This window comes from Desulforhopalus vacuolatus, assembly GCF_016918505.1.
GTDB classification, from domain to species: domain Bacteria; phylum Desulfobacterota; class Desulfobulbia; order Desulfobulbales; family Desulfocapsaceae; genus Desulforhopalus; species Desulforhopalus vacuolatus.
The window spans coordinates 337168-354710 of sequence record NZ_JAFFPZ010000001.1; the positions used below are offsets into that span (position 1 = coordinate 337168).

At 48.1% G+C, this 17543-nt stretch carries 13 protein-coding genes; 7 read left to right on the forward strand and 6 right to left on the reverse strand.

What is annotated here, in order from left to right; translation table 11 throughout:
* Positions 1-421 precede the first annotated feature (421 nt).
* From JWG39_RS01345 to JWG39_RS16665, 7 genes are all read left to right on the forward strand, one after another.
* The gene (locus tag JWG39_RS01345; RefSeq protein WP_240191919.1) at positions 422-3427 is read left to right on the forward strand and encodes a chemotaxis protein CheB; all 3006 of its coding nucleotides are present in this window, start codon (positions 422-424) and stop codon (positions 3425-3427) included.
* A 14-nt stretch (positions 3428-3441) separates the two neighbouring features.
* Positions 3442-4953 carry an ATP-binding response regulator gene (locus JWG39_RS01350; RefSeq protein WP_205217537.1) on the forward strand — a complete coding sequence of 504 codons (1512 nt, stop codon included), beginning with the start codon at positions 3442-3444 and terminating at the stop codon, positions 4951-4953.
* A 34-nt stretch (positions 4954-4987) separates the two neighbouring features.
* Positions 4988-5212, forward strand: a complete 225-nt coding sequence (locus tag JWG39_RS01355; RefSeq protein ID WP_338032164.1) for a hypothetical protein — start codon at positions 4988-4990, stop codon at positions 5210-5212.
* Positions 5213-5631: 419 nt separating this feature from the next.
* Positions 5632-7977 (forward strand): PAS domain-containing hybrid sensor histidine kinase/response regulator, encoded by a 2346-nt coding sequence (locus JWG39_RS01360; protein WP_205217538.1) that lies wholly within the window; start codon positions 5632-5634, stop codon positions 7975-7977.
* A 186-nt stretch (positions 7978-8163) separates the two neighbouring features.
* Positions 8164-9381: an MFS transporter gene (locus JWG39_RS01365; RefSeq protein WP_205217539.1), complete on the forward strand. Its 1218-nt coding sequence runs from the start codon at positions 8164-8166 to the stop codon at positions 9379-9381.
* 165 nt (positions 9382-9546) lie between these two features.
* The gene (locus tag JWG39_RS01370) at positions 9547-10905 is read left to right on the forward strand and encodes a DUF1254 domain-containing protein (RefSeq protein WP_369130555.1); all 1359 of its coding nucleotides are present in this window, start codon (positions 9547-9549) and stop codon (positions 10903-10905) included.
* 191 nt (positions 10906-11096) lie between these two features.
* Positions 11097-11219: a hypothetical protein gene (locus JWG39_RS16665; RefSeq protein WP_275888935.1), complete on the forward strand. Its 123-nt coding sequence runs from the start codon at positions 11097-11099 to the stop codon at positions 11217-11219.
* 400 nt (positions 11220-11619) lie between these two features.
* Here JWG39_RS16665 and JWG39_RS01375 read toward each other — a convergent pair whose 3' ends face one another.
* From JWG39_RS01375 to betA, 6 genes are all read right to left on the reverse strand, one after another.
* A complete protein-coding gene (locus JWG39_RS01375; protein WP_205217541.1) occupies positions 11620-12351 on the reverse strand; it encodes a DUF6515 family protein in 732 nt (243 codons plus the stop codon).
* A gap of 119 nt (positions 12352-12470) precedes the next feature.
* Positions 12471-12746 (reverse strand): hypothetical protein, encoded by a 276-nt coding sequence (locus tag JWG39_RS01380; RefSeq protein ID WP_205217542.1) that lies wholly within the window; start codon positions 12744-12746, stop codon positions 12471-12473.
* Positions 12747-13137: 391 nt separating this feature from the next.
* On the reverse strand, positions 13138-13290 hold the full coding sequence (locus tag JWG39_RS01385) for a hypothetical protein (protein WP_205217543.1): 153 nt from the start codon (positions 13288-13290) through the stop codon (positions 13138-13140).
* A 123-nt stretch (positions 13291-13413) separates the two neighbouring features.
* Complete coding sequence (locus tag JWG39_RS01390; RefSeq protein WP_205217544.1) at positions 13414-14364, reverse strand: ABC transporter substrate-binding protein; 951 nt, start codon at positions 14362-14364, stop codon at positions 13414-13416.
* A gap of 31 nt (positions 14365-14395) precedes the next feature.
* Positions 14396-15880, reverse strand: coding sequence for an aldehyde dehydrogenase family protein (locus JWG39_RS01395; protein WP_240191921.1), 1485 nt, complete (start codon positions 15878-15880; stop codon positions 14396-14398).
* Positions 15873-17534 carry a choline dehydrogenase gene (betA, locus tag JWG39_RS01400; RefSeq protein ID WP_205217546.1) on the reverse strand — a complete coding sequence of 554 codons (1662 nt, stop codon included), beginning with the start codon at positions 17532-17534 and terminating at the stop codon, positions 15873-15875. Before betA ends, JWG39_RS01395 begins: the two co-directional genes overlap by 8 nt.
* Between the last annotated feature and the right edge of the window lie 9 nt (positions 17535-17543).

The window sequence follows — 17543 nt, forward strand, 5'->3', positions numbered from 1 at the left end:
ACAGAATATGAGAGCGTAAAACGCTCAACCCCGACTTTTGGATGACTACCAAAGTTGATTAATAATCCAGGTACACTGTACGGCTTAACTCCGGATACAAACGTTTTCGTTTAATGCGTTGTCCCTGTTCGTGAAAATTCGTGTCCATTCGTGGTTACAAAATGCAAAAGGAATCACGAATGGATACGGATAAACACGAATTATTACTCATTAGTCATCGCCAAAAAAGATGCCTACGCAGTCGCGTTCTCTGGTCAATAAAAAATATAATTGGTATTATACGCTATTACAGGAATATGCTCGGAAGCTGCCGGGTGCAGTGAGCAAACCCACCCGAGGGCAACTTCTGGTCGTCACCTGGGTGATGTTGAGCTTTTATGAAACTCATAAACTTTAGTTTTACAGGTCGATAGAGCAAAAAATGGTACGTAAAAAAGAGGAAAAAATAAAGGCGACAGATGCATCAAAGACTTCAAAAACGGCCATCATGAAGCCCGCTGTTGTTGATGAAGCCCCTGTCAATTTTCCCATTGTCGGTATCGGGGCTTCGGCCGGGGGGCTGGCCGCTTTTGAATCATTTTTTTCTGGTATGCCCGCCCACACCGATCCCGGCATGGCCTTTGTCCTCGTTCAACACCTGGCTCCGGACCACAAAAGTATTTTGACCGAGCTTATCCAGAGATATACCCGGATGCAGGTTTTTGAAGTCGAGGATGGCATGAGTGTGCAGCCCAACTGCGCCTACATCATTCCGCCGGGCCGAGATATGGCCTTTTTGAACGGTACCCTCCAGTTGCTGGAGCCGTCCGCCCCCCGGGGGCATCGTCTGCCGATCGATTTTTTCTTTCGCTCCCTGGCCCGGGACCAGAAAGAGCGGGCCATCGGCATCGTATTATCGGGCACCGGCAGTGACGGCACCCTTGGCATACGGGCCATCAAAGGCGAGGGCGGCATGGTCATGGCCCAGGATCTCACCTCCACTGAGTATGACGGTATGCCACGCAGCGCCCTCGACACCGGACTCGTCGATTACGAGCTGCTGCCAGCTGAAATGCCTGCCCGGCTCATGGCCTATGTGTCCCACACCATGGACAGAGCCTCTCTTCCCCCTGCCGCACCAACGCCCAAAAACGAAAATGCCCTGAAGAAAATTTTTATCCTGCTGAACGCCCAGACCGGCCACAATTTTTCCCAGTATAAATTGAGTACCATCCGCCGCCGCATCGAGCGGCGTATGACGGTCCACCAGTTAAAGACCATGGACGCGTATGTTCAATATCTGCAACAGAACACGGCCGAGGGGAAGGCGCTCTTCCGGGACATGCTCATTGGTGTAACCCAATTCTTCCGGGACGCTGAAGCCTTCAAGGTGCTTGAAGACCAGGTCATCCCGAAACTCTTTGCCGGCAAGCGCACGACTGCCGTTATCCGGGTCTGGTCACCGGGATGTTCCACGGGTGAAGAAGCCTATTCCCTTGCCATTCTCCTGGCTGAACGACAGGAAGCCATGAAACAGAGTTTTAAAGTACAGGTTTTTGCCACAGACATCGACGATCAGGCCATTGCCACGGCCAGGGCCGGTCTGTATCCGGCCAGCATTGCCACAGACATATCAAAGGAGAGACTGAGGCGTTTTTTTACGGCCGAATCCAACGGTACCGCCTACCGAATCCACAAAGGCATCCGTGACATGCTGATCTTCTCTGAGCAGAGCCTCACCAAAGACCCGCCCTTTTCCAAACTTGATCTGATCAGTTGCCGCAATCTTTTGATTTATCTTGGCCAGGACCTGCAGAAAAAACTCTTTTCCCTGTTCTACTATGCGCTGGTTCCAGGCGGGTTTCTGTTTCTGGGTACGTCAGAGACTGTGGGGGAATGCAGCGATCTGTTTTCTGTGCTGGACCGAAAAGCCAAACTGTATCAACGCAAAGAAAATTTCGACGGCACGCAAGGTCCTGCCAGATGTCGATTCCTTCCGCCCGTAACAGCGGTGAATATAGCTTTGCCAGAGACCGTCACTGCTATAAAATCCTCATTCCGCACTCTGGTCGAAACGGCGCTCCTGCAGCAGATGACGCTTGCTGCGGCGCTTGTCAATACCCGGGGCGACATCCTTTACCTGCACGGCCGTACCGGCCTTTATCTGGAATTGCCCCCGGGCGAGATCAGTGTCAACAATATCCTCACACTGGCACGGGAAGGGTTGCGCCCAGAGTTGACTACAGCACTGCATAAAAGTATTCGGACAGGTGAAGTTGTGCACTGTCCCGGTCTTCGTGTCAAAACCAATGACGGCTTTACCCCGGTCAACCTGACTCTTCACCCGATAGCGACAGAGTCATCATTTGAGCTGCCCCTGTACCTGGTCATCCTCGAAAAAGAGCCCGTGGTTGATCTTCCCCCGACCCCCCAGGATGTTCTGAAATCCCAGACACAAGCTGCGGCGTCCGACACTGACATTCGCATCAAAGCGCTCAAGAAGGAATTGCAAACCAAAGAAAATTACCTCCTGGCCACGAACGAAGAACTTGAGACCACCAATGAAGAGCTCAACTCCTCCAACGAGGAAATGCAATCCGTGAACGAAGAGTTGCAGTCCACCAATGAAGAACTCGAAACCTCCAAAGAGGAATTGCAGTCCGTGAACGAGGAACTGGCCACTGTCAACAATGAACTGCAAACCAAGGTGGTAGAGCTGTCCCGAATCAACAACGACTTGAACAACCTGTTGGCTGGTACAGGCATTGCCAGTGTTTTTGTAGATTGTCATTTGCGCATCCTGCGCTTCACTCCCATGGCCACCCATATTATCAATCTGATTCAGAGCGATGTAGGGCGTCCCCTGGGTCACATCGTTTCCAACCTGGTCAATTATGACGGTCTGATGGACGACTTACAGGCTGTGCTGGACACCCTGATACATAGAGAGATCGAGGTACAGATCACGGATGGCAGTTGGTACTCCATGCGCATCCAGCCCTACCGCACGCTTGATAATGTCATTGAGGGTGCAGTCGTCACCTTTTTAGACATTACAGAGATGAAGAAGACCCGGGATGCTCTGCAAAAGACAAATGAGATGCTCCGTCTGGCCATGGTGGTGCGCGATGCCCACGATGCCATCACTGTCCAGGATCTGCAAGGCCGCATTCTGGCCTGGAACCCGGGGGCGGTGCGGATGTATGGCTGGAGCGAGGCTGAGGCGCTGTTGATGAATGCCCGGGACCGGATTCCAAAGAGACTGCAAAAAGAAGCTCTGGACGAGGTTTATCAGCTCAGCCAGGCACACATTCTGGAGCCGCATCTTACCCGGCGGATTGCCAAAGATGGTTCTGTCGTAGAGGTCTCGATCATCTCCACCGCCCTGATTGATGAAGCCGGGCAGATGTATGCCATCGCAACAACGGAACGAGCCACAGCAAAATAAAAAAAGGAGGTATCATGAAGGAAAAGACTCAAGATTCTGCCCCTTTGCCAGGCTCATTATTGGCAGGGCAAATGCTGCGCAGAGAAGCGGAAAAGTGCGTCCTGGAAGAAGCCCCCCTGGAAAAGATTGATACCATGTCCAAGGCCGAGATAAAGCAGCTGTTCCATGAGCTGCGGGTGCATCAGATCGAGCTGGAAATGCAGAACGAAGAATTGCGCATTGCACAGCAAGCACTCGACGTCTCCAATGCTCGTTACCTGGATCTCTACGATTTTGCACCGATTGGATATATTACACTCAACGAGCAGGGAATTATCCTGGAAGCCAACCTCAGTGCCGCCACCCTGCTGGGCAAGGCCCGAAGCGAATTGCTCATGCGATCGCTCTCCGGGTTCATCCTTAAAGAAGACCAGGATATCTACTATCTGCACCGCAAATTGCTTTTTGAGTCCGGGGAACCCCAGGAGTGCGAGCTGCGAATGGTGAATAAGGCTGGTCAATTTTTCTGGGCACATCTGACTTCCATAGATGCGCAGTATAACGGCGAGTCTGTTTTTCGCATCGTGATAAGCAATGTAACAGAACGGAAGAGATCTGAGGCAGAAAATAAGAAACTCCAGGCCCAGTTGACCCAGGCGGATAAAATGGAATCCGTGGGCCGCCTGGCCGGTGGCGTGGCCCATGATTTTAATAATATGCTCACCGTGATTCTCGGTTATACTGAGGCAGCCATGGAGGAGATTGATCCATCCGAACCGCTTTATAGTAATCTTCAAGAAATTCGCAATTCCGCTCAACATTCGGCTGACCTGACAAAACAACTGCTGACCTTTGCAAGAAAACAGATCATCGAGCCCAAAATTCTTGATTTGAACAAGATCACCAGGCGAATGTTGATCATGTTGCAGAGACTCATCGGCGAGGATATCGAGATTGTCTGGAAATCTTCTGAGAATCTGTGGCCCATAGAGATTGACCCGTCTCAAATTGATCAGATCCTGGCGAATCTATGCGTGAACGCCCGGGACGCCATCAGCAATGTGGGTAAAATTATCATTGAAACCGACATGAAGACCTTTGCCCCGGCATACTGTGCTGAACATAAAGACGTTATCCCCGGTGATTTTGTCCTTTTGATGGTCAGTGACAACGGTTGCGGTATGGACAGGGAAACTCTGAACAACCTGTTCGAGCCCTTTTTCACCACAAAGGAAATGGGTAAGGGCACGGGGCTTGGTCTTGCGACGATATACGGCATTGTCAAAGAAAACAAAGGGTTCATCAATGTTTACAGTGAGCCGGGTCAGGGCACCACCTTCAAAATTTATCTGCCCCGCTGCATGTCTGCCGAGGAGACATCAGAAAACAATCTTTTGAGAGAACCTGTTCCAGGGGGAGATGAAACCATCCTGCTGGTGGAGGATGAACCGGCAATTTTGAAATTGACCCAGATGATTCTCGAAGGGCTGGGCTACTCCGTCATTATCGCGACACTTCCGGGGGGAAGCCATCCGGCTCGCCCATGAGAATGCAGGGGAAATTCACCTGCTCTTGACCGACGTGATCATGCCCGAGATGAATGGCCGGGATCTGGCCGGACAACTCTCGGTGTTTTATCCGGATATCAAGCTTTTGTTTATGTCCGGCTATACAGCAGATATAATCATTCATAAGGGGATGCTGAATGAAAGAGCCTCATTTATACAAAAGCCTTTTTCAAGATCCGATCTGGCTGTCAAGTTACGGGGCATGCTGGACAACACCAATGATGTGAATGTGGATTGATTCAAAATGAAGAAGGGACATGGGGGCCCATCTTAAGGGTTTCGTATTGACAATGCGAAATGTGTTGAAAACTTCTGGAACTTCCCTGAAATAATAAGTTTCTATGGTAGCTAGAGGTAAATATCTATGTTAGGAGTCATAATACTCTATGGATCTCAACAAAACTCAGCTAAATGATTATTTTTTCGTGAACGTACAGCATGTTATTAACCCGATGGGCATTGAAATTTAAACTCACAAGATTTAAGGAGTCTTTAGTGACCTTTTATCGGGAAGTTAGCATTCACAGGAATTGATCTAATCATAAAAACATAAAAGGGGAAATTATTTTGAAAAGGAACCGAATTTTTTTCATAGTGATTTTGTTTTTTACGTTGTTATATCTCCTTTTTATTTTTTCTTTGGATAAATATAACAGGTTGAATGAGCAGCAGAATGTTGATAACCATGCAAGTGTTATCTCTTACTCATTATGGTCGTTCGATCCTGACCTGGCCAAAGATTATCTGCAGCTGGCCTGCAAAGTTAATAAATATAGAAAACTCGATGTTTTATTTCCTTCCAATAAAGAATTTATATCTATCGAACATGACTTGGATAATCCTGTTGATGTCTTTTTGGAATCACTCTCACTCTTCAGGGTTAGACCTTTTAAATCCAAAATATTCCATAAAGGGCAGGTTATCGGAGAGGTCTCAGTTGAATGGTACAACACCGCCATTTACATTTATTTTTATGTGTTCATAATTATTATACTATTGTTAATAATATTCTGGTTTTTTCTTACAGAAAGAAAAAATAAAAATGAATTAGAAGACCGAATTGAAGAACGAACAATTGACTTAAAAAAAGAGATTAAGGAACGCAAGCAGGCTGAAGAGACGAGACGCAGAATTCTTGAAGCATCCATCGGTGGTATATATATCTACGATCTTGATTTGGGTCGAAATATCTATATAAATCCACAGTACACAGCCTTGACCGGATACACACTTAAAGATATTACGTCAATGGGCAGTGATGGGTTTTCAAGTTTGTTTCATCTTGAGGATCAACCTAAAGTGTCTGAACATATACGATCCGTAGTGGAAGATCTCTCTGATGGCGATAACCTGAACATTGATTACCGTTTTAAACACGCAAAAGGCGGATGGAAATGGTTTAGGTCCTGCGATACTGTCTATGAACGCGATGAAAAAGGCAGGACGCGAAAGATGATTGGAACTTTTATTGACACCACCGACCACATGAAATCAGAATTACACTTAAAAGAGAGCGAAGAAAGATTTCGATCATTAGTTGTATCCTCCCCACAATTTATATTTTTGATTCAAGAGGGAAAATTTATCTACGCAAACCCTGCAGGGGTAAAGGCGATAGGTTATGAAAAAGATAAAGATATTATTGGTTTAGACTTTATTCAAATAATTGCTCCCGAGTTTCATGAAATTATTACCGCCCGATTGAAAAACATTGAAAATAAAAAATCAAATTCTCAGATAGAGCTCAGAATAATCGATCGAAAAGGAAAAACTTTATGGATTTTAGGCGCCTCTGTATTTGTTGATTTTGAAAATAAAAGGACGGCTATCTTTGTGGGGCAGGACATTACGGAGAAGAAAAAACTGGAAAGCAAATTAATTCAGGCACAAAAAATGGAATCTATCGGGCAATTAGCGGGTGGAATTGCCCATGATTTCAACAATATATTATCTCCGATCATGGGATTCACCCAAATGATCATGGATGAGCTTCCTCAAACCCATAAAGCACAGGAGAATCTTAAAGACATCCTGGATGGCGCCAAACGGGCAAGGGATTTAGTCAAACGTATACTCTTGTTTGCCAGACAAAAAGAACAGGTTCTCATGCCAATTATCATAAAACCATTGATTGAAGACACTTTGAAATTATTACGCGCCTCTATTCCAGCCAACATTACTATTCAGCAGGAATTGTATGATGGTGAAGATTATGTTTTATGCGATCCAACTGAAATCCATGAGATTACCATGAATCTTTGTACCAATGCGTATCAGGCCATAAAAGATAAAAACGGTACAATAAAAGTGATTCTAAACAAAATCGATCCTGATCCTGATCTCAGCCTGCCATCAGGAGACTACATCTGTTTGAGTGTCATTGATGATGGTGTGGGTATCCCGCCTGATAAAATTGAAAGAATATTCGAACCCTATTTTACAACCAAGGAAATAGGCAAAGGAACAGGTTTAGGGTTATCCGTTGTCCATGGAATTGTGAAAAATTATAAAGGAGACATCCATGTAACAAGCCAGCAAAACAAAGGGACAATCTTTCGTATTTTCTTACCTATAACATTTCAAGAAACCAACGATATGCAAAAACAAAAAAAAGACCCTAAATCACTGGGTGGTAACGAAAGAATATTATTTGTGGATGATGAACCGGCAATTGTGAAATTGAGTGTTAAGGTTCTTGAAAATAAAGGGTACAAAGTTACAGGCATACAGGTCCCCTCAGATGCCTTGTCTCTTTTTAATTCCACCCCAAAAGAATTCGATCTCGTCATAACGGATATGGCTATGCCAAAAATGACGGGGAACACGTTAGCACAAAAGATATTAGAAATAAGACCTGATATCCCTATTATAATTTGTTCAGGATACAGTGAAAAGTTAGATTCCTTGACAGCAAAAAGTCTTAACATTAAAGCATTCCTTGAAAAGCCTGTTCTTATAGAAGCTCTGGCGGCAAAAGTCAGGGAAGTTTTAGATCAAAGATAAAGAGAAGATATTAACGAAACAATACGGTGAGACCATTTACATTTTGTATTAGTGTATTCAAAATGTAAATGGTCTCATGCGTTTATCTGTCAAGCTCGTGCAGCTGCTGCCCCTTCGCTCAACCGGACGGACCCTTTGCGGCATGCAGCCAGCTCAAACGTTATACAGTACAGAGGTTACACCACATTGACGATTCAACAATATGACAGCGAAGATCACTCTTCTCCCAAAATACCACCGTTAAAACCGGGCAATTTGCTGGTTTATGTCATGGCTGTCGCCTGTGGGATGGCTGTGGCTAATCTCTATTACGCGCAACCGCTGCTGCACACGCTGGCGCAGAGATTTGGCACCTCCGAAGGCACAACCGGTCTCATTGTCACGATGACGCAGTTGGGTTATGTCATAGGCCTCGCGCTGATCGTCCCCCTGGGTGACCTGCTCGAACGACGACAGCTGATCACAGTCGTCTCTGCGGGAACAGCAATTGCGCTGGCGGGAGCCGCCATCTCGCCCGGGATTGGTTCGTTCCTGTTTGCATGTCTCGCAATCGGCCTTACGGCGGTAGTTGCACAAGTGCTGGTCCCTTTTGCCGCAGCTCTCGCCGCAGATGAGCAGCGCGGTGCCGTCATAGGTCGAGTCATGGCAGGCCTGCTGCTGGGTATTCTGCTGGCTCGTACGGTTTCGGGATTCATTGCTGACGCCTGTGGCTGGCGCGCGGTGTTCTGGCTGGCAACTGTCATTATGATAGTTCAATCTGCCGTGTTGTGGCGGATGTTGCCGCAGAGTCGAGGCGGAACTCGCCTGTCCTATCCGGCGCTGATTGGCTCAGTGTTTCTTTTGTTCCGTGAGGAGCCACTGCTCAGACGGCGCATTGTCTACGGGACCTGCGGTTTTGCTGCGTTCAGCGTATTCTGGACTTCAATCGCCTTTCTCCTCGCTCGACCACCATACGGCTACAGCGACTCAATCATCGGCCTGTTTGGCCTGGTCGGAGCGGCCGGCGCCCTGAGCGCAAGCTTTGCAGGCCAGATTCATGACCGTGGCGACACACGGCCTGCCACCGGGATATTGCTGGCGCTGGTAGTTATCGCGTTCGTGATCATGGGTGTCTACAGTACACACCTTTCCGCCATCATCGTCGGCGTCGTGCTGCTTGATATTGGTCAGCAGGGCTCGCACATCCTCAACCAGAGCGTCATTTACACGCTCAACAACGAGGCGCGAAGCCGACTCACGACAGCGTACATGACCTGTTTTTTCTTCGGCGGTGTCATCGGGTCCGCGTCATCGGGATATGTGTTCGAGTTTGGCGGATGGTCAGGAGTCTCGTGGCTGGGCGGCATGTTTGGCGGCATCGCGTTTTTATACTGGCTGACAGAACTCAGAAACTGCCGTGTGTGAAAAATTATCTCCGTATCTCATGGAGAAATAAAACAGGTCATTTCCGGAGCCACCAGCTCAACTACTACTTCCACCCCATTAGAGAAAAAGGGATACAGAGTAATGAAAACCGCAACACGTAAGACACTCACCTGGGCGCTTACACTCGTCTTGTGCTCGGCGTTTATGGCAGTCCACGTACAAGCCGCCAGTAAGATCTCTGCGCAGGAGGCACGGCAAATAGCTGAAGACGTCTATATCTTCGGCTACCCATTGATCACTATGGATATGACCCGAGGTGTGATGACCAATGTCAGCGAACCGAAAGGTACGCGAGCGCCCATGGGGCATCTCCTTCGAGTGCGTGAATATCCGGCGGCAACCTTCAGGAAGGTTACCTCACCGAATGCAGATACCCTGTACACCACCGCCTGGATTGACGTAGGTAAAGAACCCTGGGTCTTGAACCTGCCCGATGCGAACGACCGCTATTCTCTGTTCCCAATACTCGATGGCTGGACCAATGTGCTCCAGGCACCTGGGAAGCGCACCACCGGCACTGGCCCGCAGACATACGCCATAACCGGCCCCGGCTGGCAGGGCACGCTGCCGGAGGGCGTGAAAAAATACACGTCACCCACCAGCATGGTTTGGCTGCTGGGGCGCATTTACTGCACCGGCACACCGGAAGACTATGCTGCAGTACACAAGATGCAGGATGCCATTTCCATCGTACCGTTGAGTTCTTACGGCAAGTCCTACACGCCCCCGGCAGGCAAAGTGGACCCGGGCATCAACATGAAAATGTCAGTGCGTGACCAGGTGAATGCCCTGAGCAGTGCCGACTATTTCAACAGGCTGGCCATGCTCATGAAGAACAACCCCCCAGCCAGGGAAGATGCCCCGATGCTGGAGAAGATGGCTCGGCTTGGTATCGTTCCCGGGCAAACATTCGACCAGGATACACTTGATCCCGCAGTAATAAAGGCCTTGCGTGATGTCCCGAAGAGTGCCTTTGGAAAAATAATGGCCCACCTTAAATCAGCAGGGAGAATAGATAATGGCTGGACTTTTACCACAGATACCGGGCTCTACGGTACTCAATATCTGCAGCGGGCATTAATCACTGCTATTGGCCTTGGTGCCAACCGTCCACAAGATGCGGTTTACCCGACTACAAAAACTGACAAAGAAGGCAAGCCTTATACGGGGGCAAATAAGTATGTAATGCATTTCAACAAGGGTGAGATGCCGCCGGTTAACGGCTTCTGGTCGTTAACAATGTATAACGCCGAGTACTTCTTCGTTGCCAACCCGCTGAATCGCTACACGTTGAGTGCGCGTAACCACCTCAAGGAAAATGCCGATGGCTCGGTAGATCTCTACCTGCAAAACGAGAATCCTGGTCCCGAAAAGGAATCCAACTGGCTCCCGGCACCGGCCGGGAAATTCATTCCCATGCTTCGCCTGTACTGGCCGAAGGAAACCTCACCGTCCATTATCGACGGAACATGGAAGATTCCGGCCGTGCACAAGGTGAAGTGAATGCGATGTCCTGGGAAGTGCTAGGAACGTTTGACTCTTTTCAGCAGTTACTGCCACCAGCCCGCACATTCCATGAAGAAGCTGTCAACCTGGTATAATAATATTCCCATTAAGTTCTGCCCCAATTAAGGAGGCCAAATCCCGGCTACAGATACTCTTAATAATTCCGGGAATTGCTATCAGGTTATTCCATGCGTCACAAGTCATTCCACCGTTATCGTTACGTTTATTGTCACCGTGTAGACAAGGCATGCCTTGTCTCTACATCATCGCCGGAATCACTGTTGTGCCGATTTTTCACCAATGATGTGTAATGCCAGCGTTATCACCCCGTGGTGAAAATGTGGCATGTATGTTTCGCGGGTTATTGGTATTTTTCGCGGGTTATTGGTATTCCGTATTCGGTTACGGTTGCACCGTTATTGTTACGTTTACCGGTACCGTGTAGACAAGGCATGCCTTGTCTCTACATCATCGCCGAAATCACTGTTGTGCCGATTTTTCACCAATGATGATGTAATGTCACCGTTATCACCATTGCGATCAATTTTACATCCTTTTTATCCATTCGTAATAACCAAAAAAGATGCCCACGCAGTCACGTTATCTGGTCAATACAAAATGTAAATGGTATTATAACCAGGCAATTTTCATGAAATCAACAGGCGCAGTAATGTGAACGGCACTCACTTTCAACGGTTATCGGCAGGCACCTTATCCTTTCGGATCTTCTTTAAAGTGGATGATTCTTGTGTACTGACGTTTGATCCAGCCATGGCGGCCATCCTCAAGGATCACGGAATACCAATCGCCGTCAACAGCATCAACTTCTGCAATTTCACCCTGGTAAAGGATCGTCAGTGTATTGTATCTGAACCCCGGTCCGATGCGAAGGTTGAGGGCACTGGTATTAATCTCCACCTCGTCACCGACATCCGCAATAAGGCGATAACGGGCTGGCCGGTTGATTACCACATACTCGGCGCCCCTCTCCTCGTAAAACACATCATCACAGGAATAACATCGACGGTCACCGTAATAGAAGGGGGAACATCCATCCGGCAGTATCTGCACCCTGCCTCCGAGTGGCGGCGGTACCACAACATATCCCTGGCTGCCTGGCTGAAAATAAACACCTGCGGCATAGAAAAACGGCACGCCGCCAAGAAAGAACCTGAAGTGATTCGTCGGCAGGGCCCGATATATCGATCCATGTCGGGGCCGATGGTTATTTTGCCAGGGAGAACGACCATACTCACGGCCCCAGTACTTCCATTCCCTTTTTTGGGAGTAGTCTTGTCTTTTGTGTGGACGATTTTGGACCTGCGGAGACATTCTGGGCAGATGTCCCCGGGAAGGAACGTCTCTTTTTTTGTATGATTCGCTCTTTTGAATTGCTTTACGCAGTGTCATGCCCACTGAGCCACCGCCCTCTGTGGTTCTCATCTGAGAGTCATGCGAAGAATGTCTCTTTTGGGAAGGAACGTTTCCTTTTTTTTGTGATGTTTCCTGGTGAACAGCTTTACGCAGTATCATGCCCACTGAGCCGCCACCCTCTGTATTTCTCATCTGAGAGTCATGCGGATTTCCATTTCTATTTCCATTTCCATTTCCATTTCCAGCATGATCATCCCTCGCCCAGGTACTGAAAGACAGAGCAAAGACCAGCGTGGTTGATACTGCCAGACTAAATATTTGACGATGGTTGAAAAGTGTAAACCTTGCCATAACATTTCTCCTTTTTGCAGCATGAGTTGGGGGTACATGGACGATGGTCCACGGGGTCGGCCCATACCAACTCTTTGTTTTGTTGTTGTAATATACAACATTACAATACTCATTCCTTGCCCTTAGAGAATCTTTTCAACTTTGAAAAAGGCTCTACGCCCAGATAATACCTTTTTTCTCCTTAAAGCCCTCTTCCACTCCAAAAAAACCTTCTCAAGAATTATTTTTGGCTGCTATACTATTCCTATTAAGTTGTGACCGTACTAAATGCCATTTTCACTTTCTATTGGCGAATTCAAAGGCAGGGGAATGGGAGACAGGAGAAAGGAGACGGGAGACAGGGAAAAGCAAAAGACGGAACAGCAAAAAACTTTTTGCCAAAGGAAAGCTCTAATCATGCGAATAAAGGCAAAAAACTTTAAAAAAGATTTTAAAATTAAACAGAGAATTGCTGTTGTTCTATCTTTACTCGCATCCTCTGGTTAATACAAAATGTAAATAGAATTACACATCATTGGTGAAAAATCGGCACAACAGTGATTTCAGCAATGGTGTTGTAGAGACAAGGCATGCCTTGTCTACACGGTGACGGTAAACGTAACGATAACGGTGAAATGACACAACAAGTCCATAGAAATCATAGATACGTGATGCCACAAAAGCAAAAAGGCCCCGGATTTCTCCGGGGCCTTTCCTTTTATCAGCAGTTGGTGAAGAGGATCTTGTCGTTTTTATAACACCATGAAGTCCCACCCTGCTTTACCATTCGAAAAACTGCAATTATTTTTTCTGCAGGTATGCCTCAAAGACAGGAAGAGCAGGTTGGCTGCCGTCAGCGGTGGTAACCCCTTCAAGCCAGCCCTGGTAGACTTCCGGGTGCTTTTTCAGATAGGCCATACCGGCTTCTGCGTGGCTGAGCTCTTTGTTTTCCTGCAGCATGAGTGAAATTTCATTAATCATTGCGATTGGAAAGGTGAAATTCTTAAGAAAATGACCAACATTCGGCATATCTTTGTCGAATCCCTTGCGGATATTGGTGTAGACAGTGGCGGTACCGTCATTTTCACCGAAGGTTTCCGCAGTAGAACCGGTGAGATATTTCATATCAATGATCTGATTCATATAGTGAGGCGACCAGCCGAGAAACACCACCCACTGACCTTCTTTACTCAGCGTTTTGACCTCTGAGAGCATAATGGGCTCACTGGTGGCAATAAGCTTGAAATCACCTAAGCCAAATTTGTCTGCATCTATCATTGACTGAATAATCAGATTACCGTCATTGCCGGATTCAATCCCGTAGATCTTATAATCCAGTTTGTCGGCATATCTGGCAATATCACGAAAGTCTTTCAATCCGCCATCGACGGCATAGGAAGGAGCAGCCAGGGTGTATTTCGCTCCAGGCATGTTGGCAACATACTTGACAACTGTACCCTTTTTAAAAAACTTGTCGGCAATAGTTGCCATGGAAGGCATCCAGTTACCGAGAAAGATATCAATATCGCCCGTATTCAATGCTTGATAGATAATCGGGACAGGCAGGGTTTTACTACTGGCTTTATAACCAAGGCTGTTGAGGATATTCTTACCCAATTCCGTCTTTACCGTGACACCGGTCCAGCTGACATTACCAAAGCGCACCTCTTGTGCACCATAAGCTGTACCGGTAAACAGGAGTGCTACTGCCAATAAAGCGAGCGCGATACTGCGTCTTCTTTTCAATTGCATACGTTCTCCTTGTTGAATTTTATCAAAAAAATCATAAGCCAAACCATCCAGAGGGTTCAGGATTGTGGTTTTGGAAAATATGTTTGATTTCGGTATACTCTTCAAGACCCTGACGCCCCAGTTCACGCCCCAGTCCAGACTGTTTGTAACCACCCCATGGGGCCTGAGTAAAATAGACGTTAAAGTCGTTGATCCATACAGTGCCAAATTGCAGCTGCCTGGCAACCCTTTGGATACGCCCGGGATCGCTGGTCCAGAAACCTGCGGCAAGCCCGTAAATCGTTCCGTTTGCAAGCCGTACGGCCTCATCTTCCCCGGTGAATTTTTCCACAGTGATGACAGGTCCGAACACCTCTTCCTGAACGATACGCATATCGTGATGACAACCGGTAAAAAGTGTCGGCAGAAAGAAAAAGCCATCCTGCAGATCCGCTGCCTCGGGACGCCTGCCGCCCAGTTCAAGATGTGCTCCATCGGCTTCGGCAACACGCATATAGTTTTCAACTTTGGCCAGATGTTGTGCTGAAATCAAGGGGCCCATCTGAGTGCCATCCACCAGACCATCACCCAGACGGATTTTTGCCATTCTGCTCTTGAGTTTTTCAACAAAACGATCATGAATACTCGCTTCAAGCATCAGCCGGGAACCAGCGGAACAGATCTGGCCGGCGTGAAAAAACACACCGTCCAGGGCACGATCAAGAGCAACGTCCAAATCGCCGCAGTCAGCAAAAATGATATTGGGGTTTTTGCCGCCCAGCTCCAACGCGATTTTCTTGACATTGGTGCTGGCAGCACGCATGATCGATTTGCCGGTTTCTATACCTCCGGTAAAGGAGATCAAATCCACCATGGTATTTTCGGCGAGCTCGGCACCAACACTTGCACCCGGCCCCAGTACGACATTAATGACCCCTGCAGGGAAATCCATTTCGGCAGCAATTTCTGCGATTTTCAGCGTGGTCAGCGGCGTAATCTCACTGGGTTTCATCACTACAGTACAGCCAGCCGCGAGAGCCGGAGCCATTTTCCATGCTGCCTGCAGCAGCGGATAATTCCATGGCGATATCTGCCCGCAAACGCCAACCGGCTCACGGACTGCCCGGCTGTCGCTGTTGGGTATGGGAGAATTGATAATCTCCCCGCCATCCTTGTCGGCAAGTCCTGCATAGTAGCGAAAGATGCCGGCAATATCGGCCATGTCCCAACGGCTTTCTGCCATTGTCTTACCGGTATCAAGACTTTCAAGCCGAGCCAGAACCTCACTCTCTGCTTCGATACGGTCACCAAGCGTATAGAGCAGACGCCCCCGTTCGACAGCAGGAAGGTCCGACCATATTTTGCTGTCAAAAGCCTGCCTGGCAGCGAGGACAGCAATCTGTGCATCTTCTCGATCACCTTCAGCAACCTCGGCAATAACCTTGCCGTTGAAGGGATTGATAATGTCGCGGGTTTTTCCAGATACAGCGGAATGCCAGCGGCCACCGATATACATGTTCTGTACAGTATTATCCATTTTGAGCAGCCTCCCTGTCATATATATAATAGTCTGCGTCTGAAGGAGCTTCAGGAGTATTGCCAAGAATGAGATCTGCGGCCTTCTCTGCCACCATCATAACCGGGGCATAGATGTTGCCATTGGTGATGGAGGGAAAAACCGATGCATCAACGACTCGCAGGTTTTCTACCCCATGCACTTTCAGCTCGGAATCGACCACAGCCATATCATCATACCCCATTTTACAGGTACAGGAGGGATGGTAGGCGCTTTCGCCTTCATGGGCTACAAAGTCGAGAATTTCTTCATCGCTCTGCACCTTCGCCCCCGGTGAAAGTTCCTCTCCACGCAGGTCATCAAAGGCTGTCTGCCCGATTATTTCACGGGAACACTTGATGGCTTCCACCCATTCCTGGCGTTCCTGGTCCGTGGAGAGATAATTAAAAAAGATTTTCGGATATTTTGCAGAATCCGCTGAAGTTATCTTAACGTGCCCGCGCACATCAGTATTCATTGGCCCTACATGAAGCTGGAAGCCATGGCCCTTTACAGGGGCCGAGCCATCATAACGGATGGCAATCGGCAGGAAATGAAACTGTAGATTCGGGTACTTGACTCTGTCATTCCCGCGGATAAAACCACCTGCCTCAAAATGATTGGTGGCCGCTGCACCCTTGCGATGGACCAGCCAGTCATAGCCGATCTTCGGCTGGTTATACCATTTCAGTGCAGGATACATGCTGACCGGTTTCGTGCAGGTATACTGGACATACAATTCCAGATGATCCTGCAGATTCTCCCCCACGCCGGGCAGATCATGAACAACGTTGACGCCGATACTTTTCAGTTCACTGGCGTTGCCAATGCCTGACAACTGAAGCAGTGAGGGCGAGTTGATCGCTCCGCCGCACAAGATGATTTCTCCGGCATAAACCTTATGTGTCTTGCTGCCTTTGCTGTATTCAACGCCAACAGCCTTCTTCCCCTCAAAAAGAATCCGTTTAACCATGGCCCTGCACTGCACCTTGAGGTTCGCACGGTTCATCACCGGGTGAACATAGGCCCTGGCAGCATTCTGCCGCCGTGACCGATAGATGTTTTGGTCAAATTTACCGAAACCTTCCTGTTGATACCCGTTGACATCCTGAGTCAGCGGATGACCGGCCTGCTCCGTCGCCTTGAAAAAGGCCTTGAACAAGGGGTTGTCGCACTTCGCGGTTTCCAGGCAGAGTTGACCGTTTGAACCATGGTATTCGTCTGCGCCGTGGAGACGATTTTCAGCTTTTCTGAAATACGGCAGGCAGTGCGCGTAATCCCAATTCTCCAGACCTTTATTCGTCGCCCATTTTTGATAATCCATGGCATTTCCACGGATGTAAATCATGCCGTTTATACTGCTTGAACCTCCCATGACCTTGCCACGGGGCTGAGCGATACGGCGATTATGCATCTGCGGTTCAGGTTCTGATTCATAGAGCCAGTTGTAGGTTTTGTCGGTGAGCAGATACGTCAGGGCAGCGGGCATATGAATGCGAAAATCAAAGCGATAATCCGGTTTACCGGCTTCCAGAACCAGCACCTGATGATCAGGGTTGGTACTCAGTCGATTGGCCATAACACTTCCTGCTGATCCGCCGCCTACTATGATATAATCGTACTTGATCTCTTTCATTTCTCTTCA